The sequence below is a fragment of the Paraburkholderia phymatum STM815 genome, assembly GCF_000020045.1.
Classification (GTDB): domain Bacteria; phylum Pseudomonadota; class Gammaproteobacteria; order Burkholderiales; family Burkholderiaceae; genus Paraburkholderia; species Paraburkholderia phymatum.
The window spans coordinates 653,955-678,789 of the sequence record NC_010625.1 but is presented as its reverse complement, the minus strand read 5'-3'; the positions used below and the strand labels follow the sequence as shown (position 1 = coordinate 678,789).

Below are 24,835 nucleotides of genomic sequence, written 5' to 3'. Positions count from 1 at the left end.
GAGGGTTTAGTCAGACAGCGGCAGATGGGTCGGATCAGGCAACTGCGCTGGCACCGGAATGCCATTAAGGGTTGGTGCCCCGCCCGTTCCGTTCTCCTGGGTCACCGCGCCCTTGAGATGGATGGAGATGCCGTTCAGGGTAATACCCGAGCTGTCGATGGTGAGGCTACCGCCAGGTGCCTTCAGAACAAGCCGCTCTCCCGCCACCAGTTCATAGACCTGGGTCTTGCGAGCGATGCCTTGTCCAGCCTGAAGCTGGTGGCGCCCCTGCACCGTGTGCTGAACGTTTCCACCGGTCTGGATCTGGTAGTCGGCGGCGACTTTCTCGGTGCGATTGTTACCAACGTTGCCGGTGTAGTCCTTGCTCACCGTCAGGGTGAGACTGCGGCCGACAGCAAGCGAGTCGTCCTGGGTAATGCGGTGGGTGCGGTCGTGACCGATATCGACCTGTTCATCGTTGCCCACGTGCTTTGTGTGGTCGTGGTTTATCGTAATGGTCTGGTCATGTTCCACCGCGTGCACCTCGTCGTTTTCCACCTCGGTGCGCATGTCCTTTTCAGCGTGAATCCATACCTCTTCGCGTCCCTTTTTGTCCTCAAAGCGGATCGCGTTCGCCGTCTCGTAGTTACCGTCTTCCGAACGTGACAGCGTCCCGCTTTGTGTGGCATTATCAGGAAGCGGCCACGGCGGCATATTCGCGCCGTTATAGACGCGCCCCGTCACGATCGGCCGATCGGGATCTCCGTTCTCGAAGTCCACAATGACTTCCTGCCCGATGCGGGGAATGTTGATCGTGCCGAAGTTGTTCCCCGCCCACGGATACGCGACACGTACCCAGCAGGATGATTTCTGGTTGCGCACGGGCGAGCGATCCCAGTGGAATTTCAACTTGACGCGGCCATACTGGTCAGTCCAGATTTCCTGTCCATCCGGCCCAGTGACGATGGCGGTTTGAGGCCCAGTCGTGCGGGGTTTCGGAACAGTGCGCGGAGGACGGAAAACGACGGTCGCCGGTTGCACGACGAACGACGAGCGGACACTGAACTCACCCGCACCAGTGGATTCACCCAGCTCCGAAGCTGCAAACGATGCGCTGACAACCAGGTACTCGCAATTTGCACTTTGCTGCGGGTAGCCTGCGAGCGTGAACGTTGTGCCACAAACCACGTCGCGCAGATTGCCACTCCCCCAAGCACGAGTGCCTGGCGCGTAAAGCTCCTGCATTCGTATCCGCGCGAAGTCTTCTCCGACGGCTGTGTCGCTATAGTCGCCCGGCCATTCGTAGCGTTCCAGTTCATTGAACTCGGTATCACGCGGCAACGCGTTTTCGGTTCCGAGTCGTGCCCTCGGCTTCTTGAAATTGAAGTCGCTCGTTGTCCACCGACCCGACTGAATGCTTTCGCTCGCGTCGAAGCTGTCAATATATTCCATATCGATCTTGTGGCCGGGCGGGTAATACTGCAGAGTCTGATATGCTGCACTATCAACCGGCTTGTGGGCACCAAGCTGATCGACAAGAACCATCCGGTGGATCTTGTTAGAGTGCTCAAAGAACCAGTAAATGCCATGCTCCTGCATGAGCCTCTGGGCAAATATAAAGTCCGTTTCACCATACTGGACCTGGTATTCGAGTTCCTTGTATTCTGCACTCAGGCGCTTGTCCCAGGAGAACATGTAGGAACCAAATACCTGATCGACGATTTCGACGACCGTCTTATTCTGGAAAATTCTGTAAGTCGATTGCTGATCCGCAAGCGTGATCCACGGCTGGAGGAGCAGACGATAGTGGCCCTGTCGGTTTGACTGACCGACAAATCGTGCTTCCGTAACAATGCCGCTGATCTCCCGGATGCCTTTGCCGATATTGGCGGCACCAGACAGTCCCGTCATTCCCGGCACGAAGGAACCCATGCCATCCAGCTGCACCGTGACGGTCAACTCCTTGCCGATCATCGATTTCAGATCGAGGCTGGCAGCATCGGTCATCAACAGATCAGAGACAGTGACGCAATCCAGCACATACCTGTAGATCCTGGAGAGAATTTCTGTACCCGCGATCGACTGAAGTTGCAGCACTGGATCGCCAGTGGACGAAAGGGGGATGGCAGGACCGTCAATCGTCAATGTACGGTTTGTCAGAAATTGCAGCATAACGAACTCCTCACGCAAGGCTCTTCGCCAAATTTTGTGGCTTGCGGCCCATTGCTTTGCCGCACGCCAGATTTCTATCTTCCGGGGAACAGTCGCGCTTTCCCATCGAAGCTGGTTCCGATGACAGATGAGAGTTATCTCTCAGTTGAGTCGGAATACCGATCATCTAATTTTGAAATCTCGTCAGTTCGATGAAGTGAATGGAGACGTCAACGAACATTCGAGATCGGGGGAGTGGATGCCGTACCTCTGCCGCAATTCCCTTGCGAATAGAACTCCGGCGTGGATCGATTTGACATTGTTCGGATTGTTGCCGTCCACTCCACGGGTGTCGGGTAAAGGTGTGGGCCCGTATTTAGCTCCAAACCGATCTGCCAAATTTATGAATCCATTCTTTATCGTGTTAAGGTATAGATGAGACCTATTAAGCGCACCGCCACCATGCAGGGCAGTATCCTCTCCGATTCCGGATAACTCGGAGACAAGTCCAAAATGAAATGACGCAGCGTTAGTGAACGCTGGCACGAAGGCTTGCCCTGCATCCAGGCCATCATTCCCTGGATAAGTGCGCTGCAGGTCCTGCGACCCCTTAGGCCAGAATGCGCCCGTCATTATTCCAAAAGCAGAGCTCATGCCATTACAGACAAACATGGCTGCAATCGCGTTTGAAAAATCGATCGCCTTGTCGATGGAATAGTTCGCAGGGACAATAAAATATGCATTCGGATTTGCATTGTCTAACACTACGCTGCCCGCAGTATCAGAAAAAATTCCTGCCTCCCGAGCTATTGCCGTATTTGGATCAGAAAGATATCTCCCGCGATAAGATAGAAAGCATGCTCGGACTACCTTCCGTGCTCTATTTTTCACGTAAAACACATCGATCATGGATACTCCTACACTCCGGAATCAATTCATCACTAAGATCGTCATAGAAAGTGATCAGGTAAAAATCGCCTGTCAGACGACGCGCTTCAAATCCAACGACTCCAAATGGAGCATGAATGTTTGGTGACAGCGCGGCATTAAGCCAGTCATCGCTATGGGGAGGATGTTCTCGCAAGATCTGCCCGCTTGAATCGTAGACAATTGCCTCCGTGAATCCGGCGCGCCACCATTTATCGTTTGTATCGCAAACCGATAGGCGATTGCCGTCGAAGGCAACGCCGGAGTTTTTGCAGGCATCATATTTTTTTGTATCGAGCTTGATTGCGAGAATGTCGGTCCAACCGCCCGCGTGATTGAACACCAACAGCGCTTCCCACAGGAAGACGCATATGGCAATCGCAAGATGACGCACCAGTCTTCTTCCATGCGTCGCCCGTTTTTGTTTCGATATCAGAATGAAACATGCACCCACAAGCAACGTAACAAGATATCCGGCGAAGATGACAGACACGATGAAGAACAGTATCGGGTGATACTGCGCCAACACCATCACGTACGCAATGAAGATCGCCAGAATGATGTATCTGAGTGCCTTGTTCTTGAAACAGGAGAAGATTTGCCAGTTCATCGGTTATTCCTCCTGCTCCCATTGGGCCAGGAGCTCGGCGGGAATTGCCTTGACCACGTCGACGTATCGCTTGCCAACAAACTGCTCAGCGCGCTTGAGCAATACCGGAATCGGGCTGCTTGGCTCATGCTGCTCGAACCACTGACGGGCTTCACGGATCAGGTTGAGCGCAGCGTGGCGATCATACGCCTTGCCGGTCGTACGGGGTGTCGAAGGTTCGGACAACGTGCTTGCCTCGCTTTCATCAGGGGCGGTCGGTAACTCGGCCAATGCTGCGCTCTCCTCGCTATCTGGTTGGGCGTCACTCGCCTCCTCGGGGACGTCGTCCGTCTGGCGGCTGCCTGGTGGAATGGCCACGTGACGAAGGAGTCGCTTGAGCGCGGTGAGGTCCGGCGCGTACACGCTCAGGTGCTCGCGACACCAGCCTTCGATTGCAGTCAGACTTTCAAGCGCATCATCAAATCCGGAGAGAACCGAAGGACGCTGCATGCGCAGTTCTTCGAGCTGCCGGGTTACGGAATCCGGCGTCAGCGCGTCACTCGGCCGCGGGTGCGCGAACGCCCGCTCGACATCCCGCAGTTGTAGACGCGTTGCCGTCGACCGGGTCAGCGCGATTTCCCTCAAATCGGAGATCAGCCCATCGGTGTCCGTCAGCGACTGCAGCGCGTTCATGCGTATCTCGAGCGCGGCCGAGCGATCTTCGTCCACGCCCAGTTGGGGGTGAACCAGATCAGGGAAGGTCATCAACCAGCCGGCCAGCAGGCCAAGACCCTCCGCGAAGCCGGTGGCGGCCGCGAGCCGCGTGCGACACCGGATAAAAAGCACCGCCAGGCGCACGTCCTTGCTGCGCACCATCAGGCGCCGGCAGTCGCGGTCCACGTCGCTCCAGTTCACCGGCTCCGGCGTGCCGACGAAATCGCCATACTGAGCCGTCGCTTTTGCGGCAACGCTTGCACTCAGCACGACGAATTCCGGGTCGTATTCGAGATCGCTACCACAAGGCGATTCGGTCGAAATCAGCGCCATCCAGTCGTGTGTCGTGCCGCGGTTCTCAGGCTTGTCCTGACTTTTCTTTCGGTTATTGCTCATGGTTCGATCTGCTTCACTCTGGCCGCGCGGGTTTCGGCATCCTGTTTGAGCTGGGGAACGTAGCGCTCGGGCTCAAAAATCATCCCGGTGACAGGTTCAGGTGACGGAGACTGTCCGAGCCACCCGGACCAGCCCAGCTGCTGGGGACCGCCCACGACAGCCGGTGGTGCGCTGTGCGGGCGAATCTTCAGTTCCAGTTCCCAGTGGATTTCCTGACCAACAAACGCGCGTACCCATTCAACCAGGCGCAGCAGATCGGAGCCCTGCGGCGTGAACCGCTGATAGTCTTCCATGTCAACGGGGCCAATGACGATGCGGAACCGGTACTGACGATCCGGTATCCTGTCTCCCAGAAAGCCATCGACGGCCATCGTCGTGGCGGCTCCGGGTACCCCCAGCCTGCTGCGTTTGCCGGGCTTGCGTTCAAGCCAGTGAAAGACGAACTCATCGATCTTGACCGGTACCCCGAAATAGTGGGAGAGCGTGGCAGCCAGCCCGTCCGGGTTGCGTGATTCGCGGATCAGGTGTGGCGCGGCGGAGAGCCTCGCGTGGGCCGGCAACGGTCCCTGCTCAATCTCCTTGACCTCGTGCCCTGTCAGGCTGGCAATGTAGAACGTGAACCGCTCGTTCCCGGGCCGATCCAGACTCGCTGCGGATTGCGCCGACGCCCACACGCGGTAGAGCATCGTGAGATATCGATGATGGAAGATGTCGAGGAAATTGCTGAGCGTCGGATCGCGTCGATGCTCCTTGCGTTCGCGTGCAATCTCGGTGATGTGGATCGGCAGTGGGCCATTGGGACCAAGCATGCCCAGTCCAAAGAGCAGGACTCTCAGACGCTCGTGATCCACGCTGACACTTGCGATCTCGCGCGGCGCAAAGATGAGGCTCGCCTGCTGGCCGAGCCTGAAGGGCTCAGCCTGCGGGAGCCTGGCCGTACCGATCGGGTCAATCGCCGGGTTGGCGCCGATACGGCGCATCAACGCAAAAAAGCCATGGCGCCACGGCTCGGCCTGCAGGTGGTCGAGCAGCGATTGCGACAGCGCGATATCCTGGATCAGCGCCTTGAACGGAGCACGTTGCATCAGGCCACTCCACGCGTACCCATGCGTACCGGCCAACGGGCGACCAACCCCCGTTGCATTGAATGCAGCTCGGTTTGCGTGAACGAATTGATCGACACGTGCCGGGCCATGTAGTGTTCGAGAATCAGGCCGAGCAGGTAGGGGCTGACGCCCGAGAAGCCCGTCTCATCGACCGTGAGCACGCACTCGATACCACGCCCGAACACGAGTGGACCGTTGCCCGGCAGCATGTCGTTGACGGGTTCCGTCTTCACGCCAATGAGAGCTTCGACCTGACGCTGGCGTTCGGTATCATCGCTGGCAAGGAACAGTCTGAGCAGATCGCGCAGGCCCTGCCCACCCTCGCGGTGATCCATGTCACTGAACGGCAGGTAGTTGAAGTTCAGTTGCCGGATCAGGCGCCAAGCCATCTCGCGTTCCGCGTAAGGCGGCCGCGGAGGGCTGGGTGGCCGGATCAGACCGATCGACTGGATCGAGTCCTCGTCGTTGCCGTCGAGGTCATCCACGCCGTTGCGAGGCACGAGCAGTGGCAGGTCGCGGTTGGTCACCCAGGCATCGGCCGACAGATAGCGGATGTCCCCGTTGTAGGGCGCTTCGGTCTGGTCGACCAGCGTGACGAACATCTCAGTACCGATGTAGGGCGTGCGCGTGCCGTATCGCCGACTGTTGTCCGACGCCAGGCGGCGCTCGCGGCGGCTCGAAAAGTACCGCCCGTAATTGCCCTCGTCGTTGTTCAGCGTCTGGAACAGCGGCCGGAACTCCAGTTCAGCCGAATTCGACGTCTTCTGGCCGCACAGCTTCTGGATCGCGAAGACCTCATAGTCAAGCGGCTCCAGCTTCGATGGAACGAGCCGGACCTCGGACTCGCCCTGCGGGATTTCGATCTGGTCGGTCCGCTTCTCGAACAGATTGACGACCGGAGTGCAAAAAAGTGCAAAACGCGACGCATCCACCAGGTTCGCGAGCCGTTCGGTGGGTTGATCCAGCAGCACAATCACCTCGACTTCGGGCCCGTTGATCCGGCTAAATCCTTGCGCGAGACCCGTCAGCGCAAAGAAATAGAACCGGCTCGGGCACGCAAAGTACTCGTGCAGAAGATTGTGGCCATGGAATTTCGACCAGGTGAGCGGCAGCAGCCCTTCACCAATACCAATACCCTCATGGGCAACAGGATTCGACGTGACGACCGAGAGCGGCTTGTCGCCCGAACCGAACTGCCCTGGTTCACCAATGACCAGAGCCACATTGGCCGCGTGCAGCAGTTCGAACAGGTGCGAAGCGACCTGCTCGTCACCTGCAAGGTAGATTGGCAAATGGTTGAGGCCCTGCAGATCCGAAATTCGCGAACCGTTCGTGGTACGGAACCGGATGCGCAAGGCGCCCCGGACCTGGCGATCCGGCGGAATATACCGGTCGAGTCCGACAACATCGGGTGGAATGGCCGTGAGTTTCGCTTCGGAAATGCCGAGCGGATACAGCGTGACGTCCAGCCCGCTGCGGAACTGGCACAGGGTTTTCTCGCCCGCTGGCTTGCGTGCCTTGAACATCGTGCCACGTGGCAGCTGGAAACCGCGGTTCAGGTTCCCTTCCTTCGGACTGGGATAGATGCGGGCGACCGATATGGATGGAGTCGGCGCGACATAGTTCGGGTAGATGACTTCAAGGAGCCGCCCGGTAAACTTCGGGAACTCCGCGTCGATCTTGATCTGCATACGGGCCGCCATGAAGCAGAACGACTCGAGGAGCCGTTCGACATAGGGGTCGCCGATCTCACCCGCCTGCATGCCCAGACGCGCCCCGATCTTGGGGTGGTGCCGGCCGAATTCGCTGGCAAGCTCCCGCATATAGATCAATTCGTGGTTGTAATATTCGAGCAGTCGTGGATCCATTGCCTCACCGCATTCATTGTTGTGGTTCAGACGGCGCGTGCACCGCTGACGTTAAGCTGGCTGGTCTCCAGGTCAAGTGAACTCTGCACCAGGAATTCCAGGGGGTAGGGATCCATGCTGATCAGTCCGCGCACCTCAAACGCGAGCGCGTTGTACTGAACTTCGCCATCCTTGTCCGGTAGCGGCGCCACGCTGAGGCTGCCCGGTACGAGACGCGGCTCGAAATCCGTAATTGCCTGTTTGATGATGATTTCGATGTCGGCCCATTGACGGGTGGCCGTGAACTTACCGGCCAGCGGCGGCACCCCGAAATTCACGGTCGATGCTGCGGCCTCGGGGTAACGTGCCCGATCAACCTGCTCCTCGATGTTGGTCGTGTTGAGCAGGTACGCCAGATCGCGCTGGACGATGTCGCGCATCTGCGCGCGCGTCACGGCATACTCGCCGGGCGCCTCGTGCTGCCGGTGTGGTGCGTCATCCCGCAGCCGGTCCAGCAGCGTGGGCATTAGAAAAGTATCGTGCCGCCGGGGCGTGCTGGCGGTCTGCGTGCCGTCGGCTTTGCGTCTACGCCGCTCCATCGACGCCCCCTTCATCCTGCATTGCCATCCCGTCAACGCTGTCGACCGACCCACGGTCCGCGTCACAGCCAAACGTACAGACATCCAGCTCGAACAGTCCCACATCGCCGGCACTGGTTGCCCACGTCTTGCGGCCTTCCGCGAGCACACCGGTGAGGCCCGCATCCGTCCAGATCGTCATATTGCCGAGGCGCAGCGCATCGAGAACGGCGCTGTCGTACGTCGCGTCCGCGACGGACGGGAAACGCGCGGGCATAAACCCACGAACCGTGGCACCGTCGACGAGCGTGAGCAGGCACGGTGCCCAGACGAAATCAACCATCGTCGCCGGACGCCCGATTTCCCAAGCCGCAATATCGGAAAAAGGCAGCCAGCGGTAGCGTCCTGCCGTGATGATTTCGCAGACAGGGCCGAGACGTGAATCGCTGTCGGCGATCCACTCAAACGAATGATTTGCTCCGCCGCCGCGCACGAGCGGCGCTTGATCCAGCGCTGATTCACGAATGGCGTCGGCGGCATCACTTTGCCCAGCCGCCGTCAGACGCAGCGCCTCAGCGAGATTTTCGACCCACGATGGGGGACCGATAACAAAACCAGGCTGCGCAAGTCCATCCAGGACCTTCGTGCGCCACCGTTCGGCGCGGATCAGGTCGCGGTACGCCTGTGCAGCCTGCACCTGCTGGGGATTCAATTGCGCGAAAACCTGCAGTTGCTGGACCGCCCGCTCCCACTGCTGCGTCACGCAGAGCAGCTGGAACAAGGTCCAGCGGTGACCTGCAGCGGTGGGTTCCCGGCGAATCATGCCCTGCACGTCATCCAGGCGTGTGGCGAGCGATACGCGCGACATCGTCATGATGCATCCCCGGTCTGGCTTACTTCTGGCATAGGTAGTGGACTGTCGATACCCAGTGAATGGTGTTCGCGACGCGCGAGTGTAGGCGGTAGCAACGCCATCGAACGGAAAGCTGAAGCCAGATATTCGGGTGGGGCAAAGAGGCGCAGGATCTCCGGCACCGGTTCGGATTCCGGCAGGCTTCCCAGGTCGCTCTCCCTAAGCGGACCAAAGGCATGATCCAGCAATTGCGCACCTGATAGCAGCGCTTCGATGGAGTCATGGCCGGCGTTGTAAAAATGCGGGTCAACCGGCAGACCGGACTCGCTGTGCACGTGGTGGCCAGACGGTTCAGCCAGGGTTTCCCAATCAGCGGCAGGTGCCAGGCCAAACGGATTGGCCAGCGCCTGGCAGTACTGTCTATGCAGGATGGAGATCAGATCGTCTGTATCGGTTTGCGCCGACGTCCGGGATACTGCGTCGGCCTCCAGCGCGGGACGGGAGCCAATGAGGCCAAAGATGGCTGTACTGCCTCGCAGATAGTCTTCCGGTTGCTTTTCATCAAACATAGCAAGCGGATCGCTATCCGCTTCCGGCGTGCCAGTGCCCTTCCGGGTGAACGCGTGCGCTGCCGTGAACGCCTCGGGTTCAGCGCGGGTCGCGGGCGATTGGTGACGACGGAGCAGCCGGAAGAAATGCATGAGACAGTGACCTGAATATGCTTGAAGACCCGCATTTTAAACACAAAAAACTTTGATTCGTCCACTGTGATCTTTCAATTAAAGGCTGCAGCATTTCTCCTAACGCGCACCAATATCTTTAAATATTTGTTAATTTCATTTCACATAACTGACCATAATCAGCAAATAGATGATTCTTAACAACAATTCAGATTTATCCGATTGACGGTGATAAGTCAATCACGATATGCGTTGAGCGGATTAATTTTGAGATATCCGGAATGAAGAGTCAGCACTTATCCTGGATAGATTACGTTGACGAGTGCGGACTTCTGGAATTAAAGTGCGACGTGTAAATAGTCCACGATGGCAGACTGCGCATGCATTTTCAGAAAATAGCAGAGCGCGTCAAGAAAGAAGATAACGACAATCCTGGAAGAAACTCATGACGATTTCCCGTCAGTCCCTGTTCAGCAAGCTGGGAGTCACGTTGTTCAGGAGTGCTGAATCTGCAACGGCGTACTGTAAACTCAGAGGCAATCCCTACGTCGAGCTGGTGCACTGGTTGCACCAGCTTATGCAGCAGCCTGATTCTGACCTGCATCGTGTGCTGCGTCATTGTGAAATTGATCAGGACACGCTGGATCGTGACATGGCCCGTGCACTTGCGGGGTTGCCGGCAGGTGCCAGTTCCATTATCGATTTTTCGCACGATGTCGATCACGCCATCGAGCGTGGCTGGCTCATCACATCGCTCGACAGGAATGAACGGCGTATTCGCGGCGCCTGGTTGCTGGTCGCCCTTCTGACGACGCCCGAACTGCGGCGTGCGCTGCTTTCCATTTCACCGGCCTTCGCCAAGATTCCCGTAGACGGATTGAGCGATGTGCTGCCGGCGTGGATTGATGGTTCGCCCGAAATGGGCGAAGCCCCGCACGATAGCAGCGACTACTCCCCCGCCCTTCCCGGCGAAGCCTCCCAGGCCATGCCGCGTACTTCAAAAGGCTCGCCACTTGAACAGTACTGCACCGACCTGACGGCACGCGCACGTGCTGGCGAGATCGACCCCGTGGTGGGGCGCGAACTCGAGATCCGCACGATGATCGATGTGCTGCTGCGTCGCCGCCAGAACAACCCGCTGCTCACGGGTGAAGCCGGCGTTGGCAAAACCGCTGTTGTAGAAGGGTTCGCACTCGCAGTCGCCAACGGTGAAGTCCCCCCCAAACTCGCCAGTGTGCGCTTGCTGAGCCTCGACGTCGGTGCCCTCCTTGCCGGCGCCAGCATGAAGGGCGAATTCGAGGCGCGCCTGAAAGGCGTGCTTGAAGCTGCCGCAAAGTCGCAGGTTTCGGTGATTCTTTTCGTGGATGAAATCCATACGCTGATCGGTGCAGGTGGTCAGGCAGGCACGGGCGACGCCGCCAACCTCCTCAAGCCGGCGCTCGCACGCGGTACGATTCGCACCATCGGCGCGACAACGTGGGCCGAGTACAAGCGGCACATTGAGAAGGATCCTGCGCTCACCCGCCGCTTCCAGGTCCTTCAGGTTCCGGAGCCGGAGGAAGTGGCCGCCATCGACATGGTGCGCGGTCTCGCGCCAACGTTTGCCCGGCATCATGGTGTCGTCATTCTCGACGAAGCGATTCGTGCCGCGGTGAGGTTTTCGCATCGCTACATTCCCTCGCGGCAGTTGCCCGACAAGGCGATCAGCCTGTTCGATACGGCCTGCGCCCGCGTGGCGCTCTCGCAGCATACGCCACCGCGCGAACTGCAAAACCTGTCCGAGCGTCTGCGTGCGGCCACGGTCGAGCGCGACCTGCTCCAGCAGGAAGCGCTCATCGGTCTGGATGCGGATCAGGCCATCGCCTCTGCGAACGCGCGCATCGAAGCCCTGACAAACGACATGGCCGTTGTCGAAGGACACTGGCGCGCCCAGCTCGACGCCATGCAGGCGCTTGCGAGCGCGCGTGAGGCAGCGCTCGCCGGCGATCAGCAGGCAGCAGGTTCCTTGCGTGATCTTGAGCAACAGCTCACATTCCTCCGGGGCGAGACGCCTTATGTATTCCCGGAAGTCGATGAAGCCATTGTCGCGGAAATCGTGTCGGACTGGACCGGCGTCCCCGTCGGGCGCATGGTGACTGACGAGATCACGGCCGTTCGCACACTGCCCTCAACGCTCGAAGCGAGGGTCATCGGCCAACCCGATGCGCTCCACCAGATCGGCGAGCGCGTGCAGACGGCGCGTGCCGGCCTCACGAACCCGAAGAAGCCCCTTGGCGTGTTCCTGCTCGCGGGCCCTTCCGGTGTCGGCAAGACCGAGACGGCGCTCGCCCTTGCTGAAGCGCTGTATGGCGGCGAGCAGAACCTGATCACCCTCAACATGAGCGAGTATCAGGAAGCTCACACGGTCTCGGGGCTCAAGGGCGCGCCACCGGGTTACGTCGGTTACGGCGAGGGCGGCGTACTGACCGAAGCCGTGCGACGCCGCCCGTATTCGGTGGTGCTGCTCGACGAGATCGAGAAGGCGCATCGCGACGTCCACGAAATGTTCTTCCAGGTGTTCGACAAGGGCTACATGGAAGATGGTGACGGGCGGTATATCGACTTCCGCAATACCACGATCCTGCTTACCAGCAACGTGGGCTCGGAGCTGACGGCAAGCCTGTGTGCGGACCCGGCGCTTGCACCGGATACAGAGGCCTTGCGTGCTGCGCTCGCCCCCGAACTGCTCAAGGTGTTCCCGGCCGCATTCCTTGGTCGCATCACCGTCGTGCCATACCGGCCGCTCGCCAGCATGTCACTCGCGCGCATCGTCAGGCTGCACCTGGAGCGCGTCGTGCGCCGCATGGCCGAGACACACCAGATCGTACTGAACTACGAGGAGGCTGTCGTCGATTACATCGTCGGTCGATGTCTCGTGCAGGAGACGGGTGCACGTGTGCTGATCGGCTTCATCGAGCAGCACGTCCTGCCGCGTCTTTCTACCCTGTGGCTCGATGCCTTTTCGTCGAAGCAGCCGCTCTCACGCATCGATATTGTCCTGGGCGATCGTGACGCTCCGCCTGCTACCGCGCTGCTGTTCCGGTTCCCGGCTGCGCAGCAGCAGGCCAGCCAGACCGATGGCGTCAACGCTGACGCCGAGGAATCCATCGTCGGGCAGGCTCTCTGACGCTGCCGACCCTTTACCACACCCACCACCGCTCACGGGAGTTTCCCCCATGTCTTCCAGCAGTTCGCAGAAGTTCATCGCACGCAACCGCGCACCACGTGTGCAGATCGAGTATGACGTCGAGGTCTATGGCTCCGAAAAGAAGGTCGAACTCCCGTTCGTGATGGGCGTGCTCGCCGATCTCTCGGGCAAGCCGGTCGACCCTCTGCCCGCTGTGGCAGACCGCCGCTTCCTCGATATTGATATTGACAATTTTGATGAACGCATGAAAGCCATCCGGCCGCGCGTCGCGTTTGCCGTGCCGAGCACGCTCACCGGCGAAGGCCAGATGATGGTCGACATGACCTTCGAAAGCATCGAGGACTTCTCGCCTGCGGCCATCGCGCGCAAGGTCGAACCGCTTCGACAACTGCTTGAGGCGCGCACGCAACTCGCGAACCTGCAAACGTACATGGACGGCAAGTCGGGCGCGGAATCGCTCGTGAACCAGCTGCTTCAGGATCCCTCGCTTCTGAAGTCACTGGCCGCCGCACCGAAACCGCAGGCCGCCGTTGACACTCCGGAAGCCAGCGACACGAACTGATCGACAGGATACCTTAGAGACACCATGGCAAAACAGCATGCACAGACAGCGGTGGCCGGCGTCGCAACCGGTTCGGACTTCACCCAGTTGCTCAACCAGGAATTCCGGCCGAAGACCCAACAGGCACGCGAAGCCGTCGAACTCGCCGTCCAGACGCTCGCCGAACAGGCGCTCCGTCAATCAGCCACCATCAGCGACGATGCGTACAAGAGCATCGCGGCCATCATTGCACAGATCGATCACAAGCTCTCCGAGCAGATCAACCTGATCCTGCACCACGACGATTACCAGAAGCTGGAATCGGCCTGGCGTGGTCTGCATCACCTCGTCTCCAATACGGAAACGGATGAGCGCCTGAAGATCCGCTTCATGGACATCTCGAAGGACGAGCTGCGCCGCACGATGAAGCGCTACAAGGGCCTCGCATGGGACCAGAGCCCGCTCTTCAAGCAGATCTACGAAGAAGAGTACGGCCAGCTCGGTGGCGAGCCGTACGGCTGTCTCGTCGCGGACTACTACTTCGACCACACACCGCCGGACGTCGACCTGCTCGGCTCGATCGCCAAGATCTCGGCCGCAGCCCACACCCCGTTCATCTCGGGCGCGTCGCCCGCCGTGCTGCAGATGGAATCGTGGCAGGAGCTCGCCAATCCGCGCGACCTCACGAAGATCTTCACGCAGAACCTCGAATATGCCCCGTGGAACTCGCTACGCAACACCGAGGACGCGCGCTATATCGGTCTTGCGATGCCGCGCTTCCTGGCGCGCCTGCCGTATGGGGCAAAAACGAACCCGGTCGACGAATTCGACTTCGAGGAAGACACCGCGGGCTCGGATCACCGTCACTACGCATGGTCCAACGCGGCCTACGCGATGGGCGTGAACATCAACCGCTCGTTCAAGCTGTACGGCTGGTGCTCGCTGATCCGCGGCGTGGAATCGGGTGGCACGGTCGAAAACCTGCCCTGCCACACGTTCCCGACGGACGATGGCGGCGTCGACATGAAGTGCCCGACCGAAATCGCCATCTCGGATCGCCGCGAGGCGGAGCTGTCGAAGAACGGTTTCATCCCGCTCATTCACCGCAAGAACACCGACCACGCGACCTTCATCGGTGCGCAGTCGATGCAGAAGCCGGCCGAGTACCACGATGCTGACGCAACCGCTAACGCGAACCTGTCCGCGCGCCTGCCGTACCTGTTCGCCTGCTCGCGTTTCGCGCATTACTTGAAGTGCATCGTGCGAGACAAGATCGGTGCGTTCAAGGAGCGTGAGGACATGCAGCGCTGGCTCAACGAATGGATCATGAACTACGTTGACGCCGACCCGGCCAACTCGTCGCAGGAAACCAAGGCCCGTCGTCCGCTCGCCGCAGCCGAGGTGCTCGTCGAGGAAGTGGAAGGCAACCCTGGCTACTACCAGGCGAAGTTCTTCCTGCGTCCGCACTTCCAGCTCGAAGGCCTGACCGTGTCACTGCGCTTGGTCGCGAAGCTGCCGTCGATCAAGGAAGCCGCCTGATTCCGGCGGATCCTCGTCCGGTCGGGCCTCATGACATGAGCCCGGCCTCTTTCATCAGCAACAAAACGGAGTGAACAGATGGCACAGGATATTTTCCTGAAGATTGATGGCATCGACGGTGAGTCGCAGGACGACAAGCACAAGAACGAGATCGAAGTACTGAACTGGAACTGGGAAATCAGCCAGGAATCGTCGATGCATTCGGGCAGCGGCGGCGGCGCCGGCAAGGCGACGGTTGGCGACCTGTGGTTCCAGCACGGCATCGACCGTGCGAGCCCGAACCTCATGAAGTACGCGCTCACGGGCAAGCACATCGACCAGGCTGTGCTCGTCATGCGCAAGGCCGGCGGCAACCCGCTCGAATACCTCAAGATCACGATGAGCGACGTGCTGGTCACGCGCGTGAAGCCGTCGGGCAGCAAGAACGGCGAAGAAAAGAGCCTCGAGGAAGTGTCGCTGTCGTTCGCGAAGGTCAAGCAGGAATACGTCGTCCAGAACGCCCAGGGCGGCAGCGGCGGCGCCGTGACGGCCAGCTACGACATCAAGGGCAACAAGGAGGCGTAAGCCTCGCCTGGCTGTCGCGCAGGCAGTCCTGATGTAGTCTGCCCGGTAAGTGAGCCGCACGAATGCTACGGCTCACTTACCGGGCGTTTCGAGTCTTATACCGATGTGCCCCAACACATGCGCCTGATTCCTCTCGCGACCGCCTGCACACTTGTGCTGCTGCTCGCCGCCTGCGCGAGCAGCGATCCCAAACTGCATGATCCACTGCGGCTGGACCTGACGGTCAGTGCCGCCACAACGGTCAATCCTGATGGTCAGGGACGGGCCGCGCCCATCGTGGTGCGTGTCTATGAACTGAAGACCGATAACGCGTTCAAGGCAGCGGACTATTTCTCCGTGCAGGACAGGGACAAGACGGTGCTCGCGGATGATCTCGTCAAACGCGACGAGTTCCAGTTGCGGCCCGGCGAGCATCAGACGATCCGGCGCATCGCCGATCCGGGCACGACCACGCTGGGTGTGCTCGCCGAATACCGCGATCTGCCGCATGCCGTCTGGCGCACCGTGTATCCGTTACCCGCGACACCGGAGAAGGCGTGGTACCGCTTCTCGTCGCCGAAGCTGAATCTGACCATCAATCTTGACGCGGGTGCGATCAGGATTACTGATAACACGAAGAAGTAAAACGCAAGGCGAACACTGACATCATGAGCTGGCACAACAAGGTCGTCTGGAATGAGGGGCTCTTCATGCGCCCGCAACTATTCCAGCAGCAGGAGCGTTATCTCGAGCATTTCGCGCACAAGCGCGCGGCCCCCCTTTCGCCCTTCTTCTTTGGCTTTACGCACTACACCCTCGACACCGAGGCGCTCGCGCTCGGCAAGGTGATCGTGAAGTCCGTGGCCGGCGTTTTTCCGGATGGCACCCCTTTCGATGCACCAGGCAGCACGCCCCCGCCCGCGCCGCTCACGATCCGGCCCGAGCATCTGGAGCAGCTCATCTATCTCGCTGTGCCGATCCGTGTCCCCAACGGCGAGGAAACGACTTTCGACAACGCGTCGGACTCTCTCGCACGCTACGCTGTGTTCAACACGGACCTGCGCGACACCAACTCGGTCGGTCAAGGTTCACAGAAAATCCAGCTGTCGAACCTGCGGCTGCGTCTCGTGCCCGAGAAGGAGATGACCGATGCGTGGATTGGCCTTGCGCTCACGCGCGTCAAGACCATTCGCGCCGACGGCAGCATTGTGCTCGACGACACCCTCGTGCCGCCTGTCTCAGCCTACGGCGCAAGCAGCCTGCTCGAGAGCTGGCTTGCGAAAATCCATGACCTCACCCGCCTGCGCGCCACGGCGCTCGCGCAGCGTCTGACCGGTGCAGACGGCAAGGCCGGCACCGCGGCCGAGGTGTCGGACTACCTGCTGCTGCAGACACTCAACCGCTACGAACCGCTATTACAGCATCTGCGGCGGGTGCCGACCACCTCGCCTGCGGACCTGTACGCCCTGCTCATCAGCATGGCGGGCGAGCTGTCAACCTATGTCCGCACCACGACGCGGCGGCCGCTTGATTCGCATCCGGCGTACCAGCACACGGCGCCCCATGTATGCCTGAAGCCCGTCGTCGACGACACCCACCAGTTGCTCAACGCCGTGCTTGTGCGCAGTGCGCAGAGCATCGAACTGACGGATACCGGCTACGGCATGCGCAATGCCGTGGTGGATCCGGCGGAAATGCATGGGTTCACCTCGGTCGTGCTCGGGGTCAGCGCCGCGATGCCGCCCGATACGCTGCAGCAGCAGTTCGCTGCACAGGCCAAGGTCGGTCCTTCCGAACGCCTGCCTGATCTCGTGCGGGGTCACCTGCCAGGTATCACGCTGCAGGCATTGCCGGTGCCACCGCGGCAGATCCCGTTCAATGCGGGCTACATCTACTACGAACTCTCACGCGCCGGTCAGCTCTGGGAAGACGTCGAACGCCGTGGCGGTCTGGCACTGCACATCGCGGGGGACTTCCCGTCGCTGAAGCTCGAATTGTGGGGCATTCGCGGGTAACGAAGGGCATGACAAAGGGCAACAGCGTGCCCGGCCCGACCTGAAAAGCAGACAAGGAAATGCAGGAATGCCACAGGCAACGATAGATCCCGTGAAGCAAGCCCCGGACGTCAACGAAATCCAGGCAACGCCCCGCCGCGAATTGCCGCACGGCGAGTCTCTCACAACACGTCTTGCGGCCATCAAGGCCGCGGACAATCCGTTGCTTGAAGCCGCGCGTCCCCTGCTGCGGGCTCTGGCCGACATGCCGGAGTATCTCGATCATGAGCGGGTCGAGCAACTGCGCGACCTGCTGGAGCAGGAGGTACGTGCCTTCCAGAAGCTGTGCGAGCAGACCAGCATCCGGCGGGACCACATGCTCGGCACCCGCTACTGCCTATGTACGGCCATCGACGAGGCGGCCATGCAGACCGCGTGGGGCAAGAACAGCAAGGTGCCCGTACAGCCAGGACAGAGTCCGCGCGGAAAGGATGCGGGTGCGGCAGCCTCGGATATCAACAACCACGACGCGGGCGTCGAATGGGTAACCCGTGGGATGGCCACGATCTTCCATGAAGATCGGCAAGGCGGCGACAAGGTGTACCTCCTCATCGGCCGGCTGATGTCCGATCCGCAGGAGCATCTTGACCTGCTCGAAGTGATCTATCGCATCCTGAGTCTGGGCTTCGAAGGCCGCTACCGCTTTGAAGCGGGTGGCCACCGCAAGCACGAAGCGGTGCGTCAGCGCATCTACAACGAAATCATGGCGAGACGCGGCATCGTGCCCGTCGCCCTGTCGCCGCACTGGCAGTCCGACGTCAAGGGCCGGCGTGCGTCGTTCTACGACTTTCCGGTATGGATCACGGTCACGCTGCTTTCGGTCATCCTGCTCGGCTGCTTTGGGTGGTTCAAGTACGAGCTGCTCGGTCGCAGCGCTGAGGTCCAGAAGCAGATTGCCGACATTGGACACATGACGCCACCGCCGGCGCCTCCAGTCCTGCACCTGAAGGCGTTGCTCAAGGACGAAATTGCCGCGGGCACGGTCAGTGTCGACGAAGACGCGCATCACAGTTCGGTGACGTTCCGCGGCGATTCGATGTTCCCGCCAGGTGGTGCTTCCGTGAAGGCAACGATGGGCCCGCTCATCGCGAAGATTGCTGCCGAGATTGCCAGGGTACCCGGCAAGGTTTCGGTGCTGGGCTATACGGACAATGTGCCGATCAGAAGCCGCCAGTTCGCATCGAATGACGCACTGTCCGAAGAGCGCGCTACGCAGGTCATGCAGATTCTGCAGGCTGCCGGCGTGCCGGCAAGCCGCCTGGAGGCCGTTGGCAAGGGCGACGCCGATCCGGTCGCTGATAACAGCACGCCCCAGGGCCGCGCACAGAATCGACGTGTCGAAATCACGGTCGCGGAATATACGAGACCATAACGGAACCATGAAAGCAGTCTGCATCCAGGCATGAAAAAATTCCTGTCGTTTCTGGTCTCGCGCCAGTTCCTCGCCTTTCTCGCGCTGATTGTTGTCGCGCTGGTGATCTGGTATGTCGGACCCTTTGTCGCATTCGGCGGCCTGAAGCCGCTCGCAGGCGCAGGCATGCGTGTGCTCGTCATCGCCCTGCTGCTCGCGGGCGTTCTGCTCTGGCTGGTCCGCTGGTCGACCAGCCCCGTCATCGTGGCGTTGCTGTGCCTGCTGATCTGGTACGCGACGCCGCTGCTCACGTTTGGCAAGGCCCAGCCCTTCGCGCCGGAGTCGGCACGCATCATCGCCATCGCGGTCGCGCTGTTCATTTTCGCCGTGTACTGGCTCTTCCGCCTCTGGCAGGAGATGAAGAGCAACCGCTCGCTGGTCGACCGGATGCTGACGTTCGGTGGCAAGAAGGAACCGTCGCCTGCCGCAGTACAGCTGAAAGAGGTCGGCGTCATTGTGTCAAGCGCCCTCGCCCGCCTGAAGGCGATGCGAACCGGCGCGCGTGGCATAGGACGTCTTTTCCAGGGCAAACGCTACCTGTATGAATTGCCGTGGTATATCGCGCTCGGCTCGAAGTCTTCGGGCAAGACAAGCGCCCTGCTGAACGCGGGTCTCGCGTTCCCTGTTGCCGAACAGATGCAGCGTGCCGCAGGCGCCGCGCAGAAGCCAACTGCCAACGTCGACTGGTGGCTCACCAACGATGCGGTGCTGATCGACACGGCTGGCTACTACACCCGTCACGGCACATCCGGACACGCTTTGCCGCCGCCTCCGGAAAGCAACAATCCCACGGAGCGCAAGGCTACCGACACAAGGACGGAGAACGAAAAATCTGGGCATGGGAAAGCCCTCGACGCGCCGAAAGCATCGACCGCGTCAACCACGTGGGCCGATCCCGCGCAGGCTCGCCAGCGAATGGACTCGGAGGAATGGCTCGGCTTCCTCGGCATGCTTCGGACGCACCGGCCGCGCGCACCCATCAACGGTGCGCTGCTCGCGGTCAACCTCGGCGAACTGACGAGCCAGGACGACAGCAGCCGCATGGCCGAAGCGGCCGCGTTGCGTGCGCGCCTGGCCGAACTGCGTGGCGAGCTCGGTATCCGCTTTCCGGTCTATCTGGTCGTGACCGGCATGGACCAGCTCACCGGCTTCGCCGAATACTTTTCGTCGCTAACGGCAGAGGGCCGTGCCCAGCCATGGGGTTTTACGCTTCCCTACGGCAAGGAAACCATCGCGAAAGAAGGCGTCACCGCACGGTGCCGCTCGGAGCTGGGCCAGCTCGCACAACGCCTCGAACGTGGCATCGATACCCGCCTGCAGGACGAATACGATCCGCTCCACCGTCGCAAGCTCGCCGCGCTGTCACAGGAGTTTGCCGCCCTGAGCGCGCCGCTCATCGAACTGATCGAGCGGGTGTTTCTCGATTCACGCTACGATGACACGCAGCTGTACTCGACGCTGCGCGGCGTGTACTTCACGAGCGCAGAACAGGCTGGCAACGAGAGGGTGGCCGAGCGGCGCACCATCGTGCAACGGGTGATCGCGGGCATGAAGGCGCCGGCAACATCGCTGCGCGAGGCAACCAGCGAAGGCTTCTTCCTGCACGACCTCTTCACGAAGGTTGTCATTCCCGAGGCGCATCTCGTGCGCCCGAACCTGCGCTGGGAGTTCCGCTTCCGTCTGCTACGCCTGGTTGGCCACGCGCTCGCCCTGCTGCTCTTCGTCTGGCTCGCCATTGGACTGTGCGTGAGCTTCGGCAACAACAGCGATTACCTTGGTGCCATTGCGCGCAAGACGCAGGCGCTCGCGGCGCGTGTGGCGCAGCTGTACCACGACCCGAAGGCGGAAGCCGTGCCCGATACGCTGAGCGCCGCGCGCTATCTGCCGACGTATCAGGGGCTCGACCTGTCGGACCCCGACAGCACCTTCCGCTACGGTCTCTACACGGCCCCCGATATCGTCACGGAAAGCCGCCACATCTATGACGCGCTTGAGGACAACCTGCTGGTACCGCAGATCGTGCACCGGATGGAAGACGTGATCTCGCAGTCGATCACGAACAAGGATCCGAAGGCGACTTACGAGGCACTGCGCGTCTATCTCATGCTTTATGACAAGGCGAAATTCAACGCCGATGACGTCAAGGCGTGGGTACTCGACGACTGGGCGAAGACCGACAGCGCATCCGTATTCGGCGGTCGCGCCTCGATGATCGATCACGTCCAGCAATTGTTCTCCGGCACCCGGGTAGTCCAGTCGCCGCTCATCCGCAACGACGCTCTGATCCAGCAGGCCCGGGCCTTCCTCGACGGCAGCAATGCGACCGACCGGCTCTACGAGCGGGCCAAGGCCGCCATGATGAAGGAGGCGCCTGACGAGTTCACGCTGATCCGCGCGGTGGGCCCCCAGGCGGGGACTGTCTTCACGCGTGCAAGCGGTGCGCCCCTCTCGCGCGGCGTGCCGGGCCTTTTCACGTTCGACGGCTACCGCAATCTTTTCGACAAACACCTGCCCGAGTTCGTCCAGGTCGCGCGCGATGACGATGCGTGGGTGATGGGGCGCTCTTATCTCGGGGGGCTCTCCGACCAGGCTCAAAAAAAAACTGCGGAGCTTGTAAGGATGGCCACTGGTGCCGACGATCCACTGACCGAAGCGATCCGGCGGGAGTACCTCACGGAGTATGCCCAGCAATGGGACGCATTTCTTGGCGACATCCGCACGGTGAGAGGGACGAGTCTTGCGTTCAACCTGCAGGTGCTGCGCAGTTTTGCTGCACCTGATTCCCCTCTCGCGCGGCTAGCGCGCGCGGCCGTGCACGAAACGACGCTCACGCAGCCAGTCGCCGCAACCGGTGGATCACTGCTCCAGAAGGCGACCGACCAGATCAGCCAGAAGGCTGACTCCGCGCTGGGCATCCGTGCGTCGGAACAGGTCGAGCGCGAACTGGTCGACAGCCGTTTCGCTGCGCTGCGTGAGGTCGTGACCGGCAACGCAGAGGGTCAGGCCACGGGCGACGCGGCCGCACAGCCCGGGAAAACCGGGCTGGACGGTGTGACCAACCTGCTGAACGACTACTACACTGCGCTCACGGTGGCGGATAACGCCATCAGCAACAACAGCATGCCGCCGGCGAGTGACACGGCCGCGAAGCTGAAAATGACGGCGAACACCATGCCGCCTCCCTTCCGTGCCGTGCTGCTGCAACTCGCCCAGCAGGGGTCGCAGGAGGTCAATCAGGGCATCGGTCAGCTGCTTTCACGTCAGATGGGTGCGGTGATCGGCGATACGTGCCGCCTTACGATCGAGGGCAACTACCCGTTCACACCAGGTAGCACGCGCGACGTGAGCATTGACGACTTTACGCGCGTGTTCGCGCAGGGCGGCGTCATTGACGACTTCTTCAACAAAACGCTGGCCCCCTTCGTCGACACCTCCGCGAAACCGTGGCGCTACCGCACGTTGCCCGGTGCGACCGAGCCGGTCCAGGGGCCGGACCTTGAGCCGTTCCAGCATGTGAAAGCGATCCGCGATGTCTTCTTCAGCGGCCCGGGCCAGAACCAGATGACGTGGAAAGCTAATCTCCAGGTGCCGGAGCTCGATCCCGCCATTACCGGCCTCATGATCGATATCGACGGACAGACGATGCTTTACCAGCACGGACCGGTCACGCCTTTCACGGTTAGCTGGCCCGGCCCTCGCGGCGGCGTACACGCCGAGATCACGGCGAACCCGCGCATCCGGCCCGAGACGTCAACCATGTCTGCCGATGGCCCATGGGCGTTGATGCGCCTGCTGGCCAAGGGGCACGTCGTGGAGACGGCCACACCCGGAAAGACACTCGTCGCCTTCGATTTCGATGGGCGCCGCGCCGTGCTCGATATGGACAGTACCGGTAGCGTTGCCAACCCGCTGACGAGCGACGTCCTGCGAACTTTCCGCTGCCCAAGCTCGATGCCGGTATTCGGTCTTGTCGACAGCGGACCGCCGCCGGGCCTGCCTGCTGCGGGGCTTCCCATGACGCCACCCAGCCCGTATTGATCGAGCCAATACCCGGACGCGATCCCATGAGTGCGACAGCAGCTTCACCACAACCGCGATACGAAGCCGAACCTGCTGCGCCGTATCGCGAACGCGTTCGCGCGGCCGAAGGCGCAGCCAATCCCCTGCTCGAAGCTGCTCGCCCACTGCTGGATGCACTCGCGAATACGCCCGCCGAACTCGATGCAGCCGGCGTTGCCCAGCATCGGCTGTCACTGGTACAGCACCTCCGGATGTTCGGGAAAGTCTGCGGCGAACTCAGGCTGCCTGCGGAACACATCGAAAAGGCACAATACTGCCTGTGCTCCGCATTGGACGAAGCGGCCGGGCTGACCGACTGGGGCAATGGCTCAAGGCTTGGCATGGACTGGCGTGCAACGGGACTCGCCACCACATCGGGCTATGACCGGCAAGGTGGCGACCGCGTCTACGCCATCGCCACGGATGCCATGCACAATCAGCGTGAAAATCGCTGCCTCATTGAAGTCATCCAGCACATCCTCGACCGGGGATTCAGGGGCCGCTACCGGTTCGCCAACGACAGCGACCACCAGATAGCGGTAGTGCGCAAACAGGTCGATCAGGCCGTCGTCACCTCCGGACACTCTCCTCCAGTGTCCGGTGAACACATGCTGACAACGGGGGGCGCGCCCCCGGTCTATCACCTGCGGGTCGAGGCGCAGCCGCTATCGCAGGCTCCGCGGAAATCGCGGCGCTGGATGGCTATCGGTGCGTTATGCCTCGTTCTTCTCGCTGGCGCCGCCGTAGCAGGGTACTGGCGTTACACGAAGGTCAGGCAGGCCGAGCCCCCTGTGTCGCCAATCGATGCACTGGCAGGCAGGCTCGCCGGCCACCTCGCGGACGAAGTGAATGCGGGCACCGTCACCCTGGCAGAAAATGCCCAGCACACCACGCTCTCCCTCCGGCTCGAGGGCATCTTCGAGGCCGGACAGTCGAGTGTCAATCCGTGGGTCAAGCCCTTGATCACCACCATCGGGCAGGAAGTCGCGAAAACTCCCGGAAGGGTCCTCGTCACGGGCCATACCGACAGCCAGCCTTTCTCCCATATGCAACGCAGCTCCAACCTGGCACTGTCCGATGCGCGCGCACAGGAGGTTGCACAGATTCTGGTCTCCGCCGGCGTGGCTACCGATCGCATCGACTCGACCGGAAAGGGTAACGCAGAGCCGGCTGCCGACAACGCGACACCTCAGGGCAGACTGAGAAATCGCCGTGTCGAGATCACCGTATTCGAGTAGCCACATGGCACACGAACTGCACACATCAACCAGAACGAACAACGTCTGACAGCAAGAAAGAAAGTCGTATTTCCCCTCGCCTGATGCTAATCGCACTGACAGTTGCGACAACAAATGCGTATGCTACGGGCGGAACGAGCCGGTGCACGCACCTTAGCGCAGATGAAGCGGCTTCGGCCACGGCGGGAGCAATTCGCGGGGGCCCGAGCGACGCCCTGGTCTGCTAGCTGGGGTTTTGGCGGAGCCGGTTTGAGGTGGACATGCGTCTGACGGTTAGTTGCGCATTGCCTTGACGAACATAGTAGAGAGCAAATGAACACTTTCCTCTCGAAAGGCGTGCGGACGCCCAACCTGGTTCTGAAGCAAACTGGCCAAACGCTGTATTGCCGAACGGAAAAAGCCTGGCGCCCCATCTCCTTGACGTTCCAAAGCGCTGCTCCCAT

At 60.8% G+C, this 24,835-nt stretch carries 18 protein-coding genes; 9 read left to right on the top strand and 9 right to left on the bottom strand.

Features of this window, described 5'->3' with window-relative positions:
• Positions 1–6 precede the first annotated feature (6 nt).
• From BPHY_RS30565 to BPHY_RS38875, 9 genes are all read right to left on the bottom strand, one after another.
• Positions 7–2,151 (bottom strand): type VI secretion system Vgr family protein, encoded by a 2,145-nt coding sequence (locus BPHY_RS30565; protein ID WP_012405340.1) that lies wholly within the window; start codon positions 2,149–2,151, stop codon positions 7–9.
• 183 nt (positions 2,152–2,334) lie between these two features.
• Positions 2,335–3,039 (bottom strand): hypothetical protein, encoded by a 705-nt coding sequence (locus tag BPHY_RS40095; protein ID WP_157686867.1) that lies wholly within the window; start codon positions 3,037–3,039, stop codon positions 2,335–2,337.
• The gene (locus BPHY_RS30560; RefSeq protein ID WP_012405338.1) at positions 3,011–3,667 is read right to left on the bottom strand and encodes a hypothetical protein; all 657 of its coding nucleotides are present in this window, start codon (positions 3,665–3,667) and stop codon (positions 3,011–3,013) included. The genes BPHY_RS40095 and BPHY_RS30560 overlap by 29 nt, the downstream gene beginning before the upstream one ends.
• 3 nt (positions 3,668–3,670) lie before the next feature.
• Complete coding sequence (locus BPHY_RS30555; RefSeq protein WP_012405337.1) at positions 3,671–4,756, bottom strand: type VI secretion system protein TssA; 1,086 nt, start codon at positions 4,754–4,756, stop codon at positions 3,671–3,673.
• Complete coding sequence (tssG, locus tag BPHY_RS30550; protein WP_012405336.1) at positions 4,753–5,841, bottom strand: type VI secretion system baseplate subunit TssG; 1,089 nt, start codon at positions 5,839–5,841, stop codon at positions 4,753–4,755. The genes BPHY_RS30555 and tssG overlap by 4 nt, the downstream gene beginning before the upstream one ends.
• Positions 5,841–7,730 carry a type VI secretion system baseplate subunit TssF gene (gene tssF / locus BPHY_RS30545; protein ID WP_012405335.1) on the bottom strand — a complete coding sequence of 630 codons (1,890 nt, stop codon included), beginning with the start codon at positions 7,728–7,730 and terminating at the stop codon, positions 5,841–5,843. The genes tssG and tssF overlap by 1 nt, the downstream gene beginning before the upstream one ends.
• Before the next feature lie 26 nt (positions 7,731–7,756).
• Positions 7,757–8,308, bottom strand: a complete 552-nt coding sequence (gene tssE / locus BPHY_RS30540; RefSeq protein WP_012405334.1) for a type VI secretion system baseplate subunit TssE — start codon at positions 8,306–8,308, stop codon at positions 7,757–7,759.
• A complete protein-coding gene (locus BPHY_RS30535; RefSeq protein WP_012405333.1) occupies positions 8,295–9,161 on the bottom strand; it encodes a type VI secretion system accessory protein TagJ in 867 nt (288 codons plus the stop codon). The genes tssE and BPHY_RS30535 overlap by 14 nt, the downstream gene beginning before the upstream one ends.
• Positions 9,158–9,841 (bottom strand): TagK domain-containing protein, encoded by a 684-nt coding sequence (locus tag BPHY_RS38875; RefSeq protein WP_012405332.1) that lies wholly within the window; start codon positions 9,839–9,841, stop codon positions 9,158–9,160. The genes BPHY_RS30535 and BPHY_RS38875 overlap by 4 nt, the downstream gene beginning before the upstream one ends.
• A gap of 424 nt (positions 9,842–10,265) precedes the next feature.
• Here BPHY_RS38875 and tssH point away from each other — a divergent pair, with 424 nt between their 5' ends.
• The 9 genes from tssH (at position 10,266) to BPHY_RS30485 (ending at position 24,392) form a co-directional block, all read left to right on the top strand.
• A complete protein-coding gene (gene tssH / locus BPHY_RS30525; RefSeq protein ID WP_012405331.1) occupies positions 10,266–12,986 on the top strand; it encodes a type VI secretion system ATPase TssH in 2,721 nt (906 codons plus the stop codon).
• 49 nt (positions 12,987–13,035) lie between these two features.
• Positions 13,036–13,569, top strand: coding sequence for a type VI secretion system contractile sheath small subunit (tssB, locus tag BPHY_RS30520; RefSeq protein WP_012405330.1), 534 nt, complete (start codon positions 13,036–13,038; stop codon positions 13,567–13,569).
• Between the two features lie 24 nt (positions 13,570–13,593).
• Positions 13,594–15,087, top strand: a complete 1,494-nt coding sequence (gene tssC / locus BPHY_RS30515; protein WP_012405329.1) for a type VI secretion system contractile sheath large subunit — start codon at positions 13,594–13,596, stop codon at positions 15,085–15,087.
• Positions 15,088–15,165: 78 nt separating this feature from the next.
• The gene (locus BPHY_RS30510) at positions 15,166–15,651 is read left to right on the top strand and encodes an Hcp family type VI secretion system effector (protein ID WP_012405328.1); all 486 of its coding nucleotides are present in this window, start codon (positions 15,166–15,168) and stop codon (positions 15,649–15,651) included.
• A gap of 117 nt (positions 15,652–15,768) precedes the next feature.
• Positions 15,769–16,275, top strand: coding sequence for a type VI secretion system lipoprotein TssJ (gene tssJ, locus BPHY_RS30505; RefSeq protein WP_012405327.1), 507 nt, complete (start codon positions 15,769–15,771; stop codon positions 16,273–16,275).
• A gap of 23 nt (positions 16,276–16,298) precedes the next feature.
• A complete protein-coding gene (gene tssK, locus BPHY_RS30500; RefSeq protein ID WP_012405326.1) occupies positions 16,299–17,645 on the top strand; it encodes a type VI secretion system baseplate subunit TssK in 1,347 nt (448 codons plus the stop codon).
• A gap of 67 nt (positions 17,646–17,712) precedes the next feature.
• Positions 17,713–19,056: a type VI secretion system protein TssL, long form gene (gene tssL / locus BPHY_RS30495; RefSeq protein ID WP_012405325.1), complete on the top strand. Its 1,344-nt coding sequence runs from the start codon at positions 17,713–17,715 to the stop codon at positions 19,054–19,056.
• Between the two features lie 30 nt (positions 19,057–19,086).
• Entirely contained in the window at positions 19,087–23,133 is a 4,047-nt protein-coding gene (gene tssM / locus BPHY_RS30490; protein WP_012405324.1) for a type VI secretion system membrane subunit TssM, read from the top strand.
• A gap of 26 nt (positions 23,134–23,159) precedes the next feature.
• The gene (locus tag BPHY_RS30485; RefSeq protein WP_012405323.1) at positions 23,160–24,392 is read left to right on the top strand and encodes a DotU/TssL family secretion system protein; all 1,233 of its coding nucleotides are present in this window, start codon (positions 23,160–23,162) and stop codon (positions 24,390–24,392) included.
• The last annotated feature ends 443 nt before the right edge of the window (positions 24,393–24,835 follow it).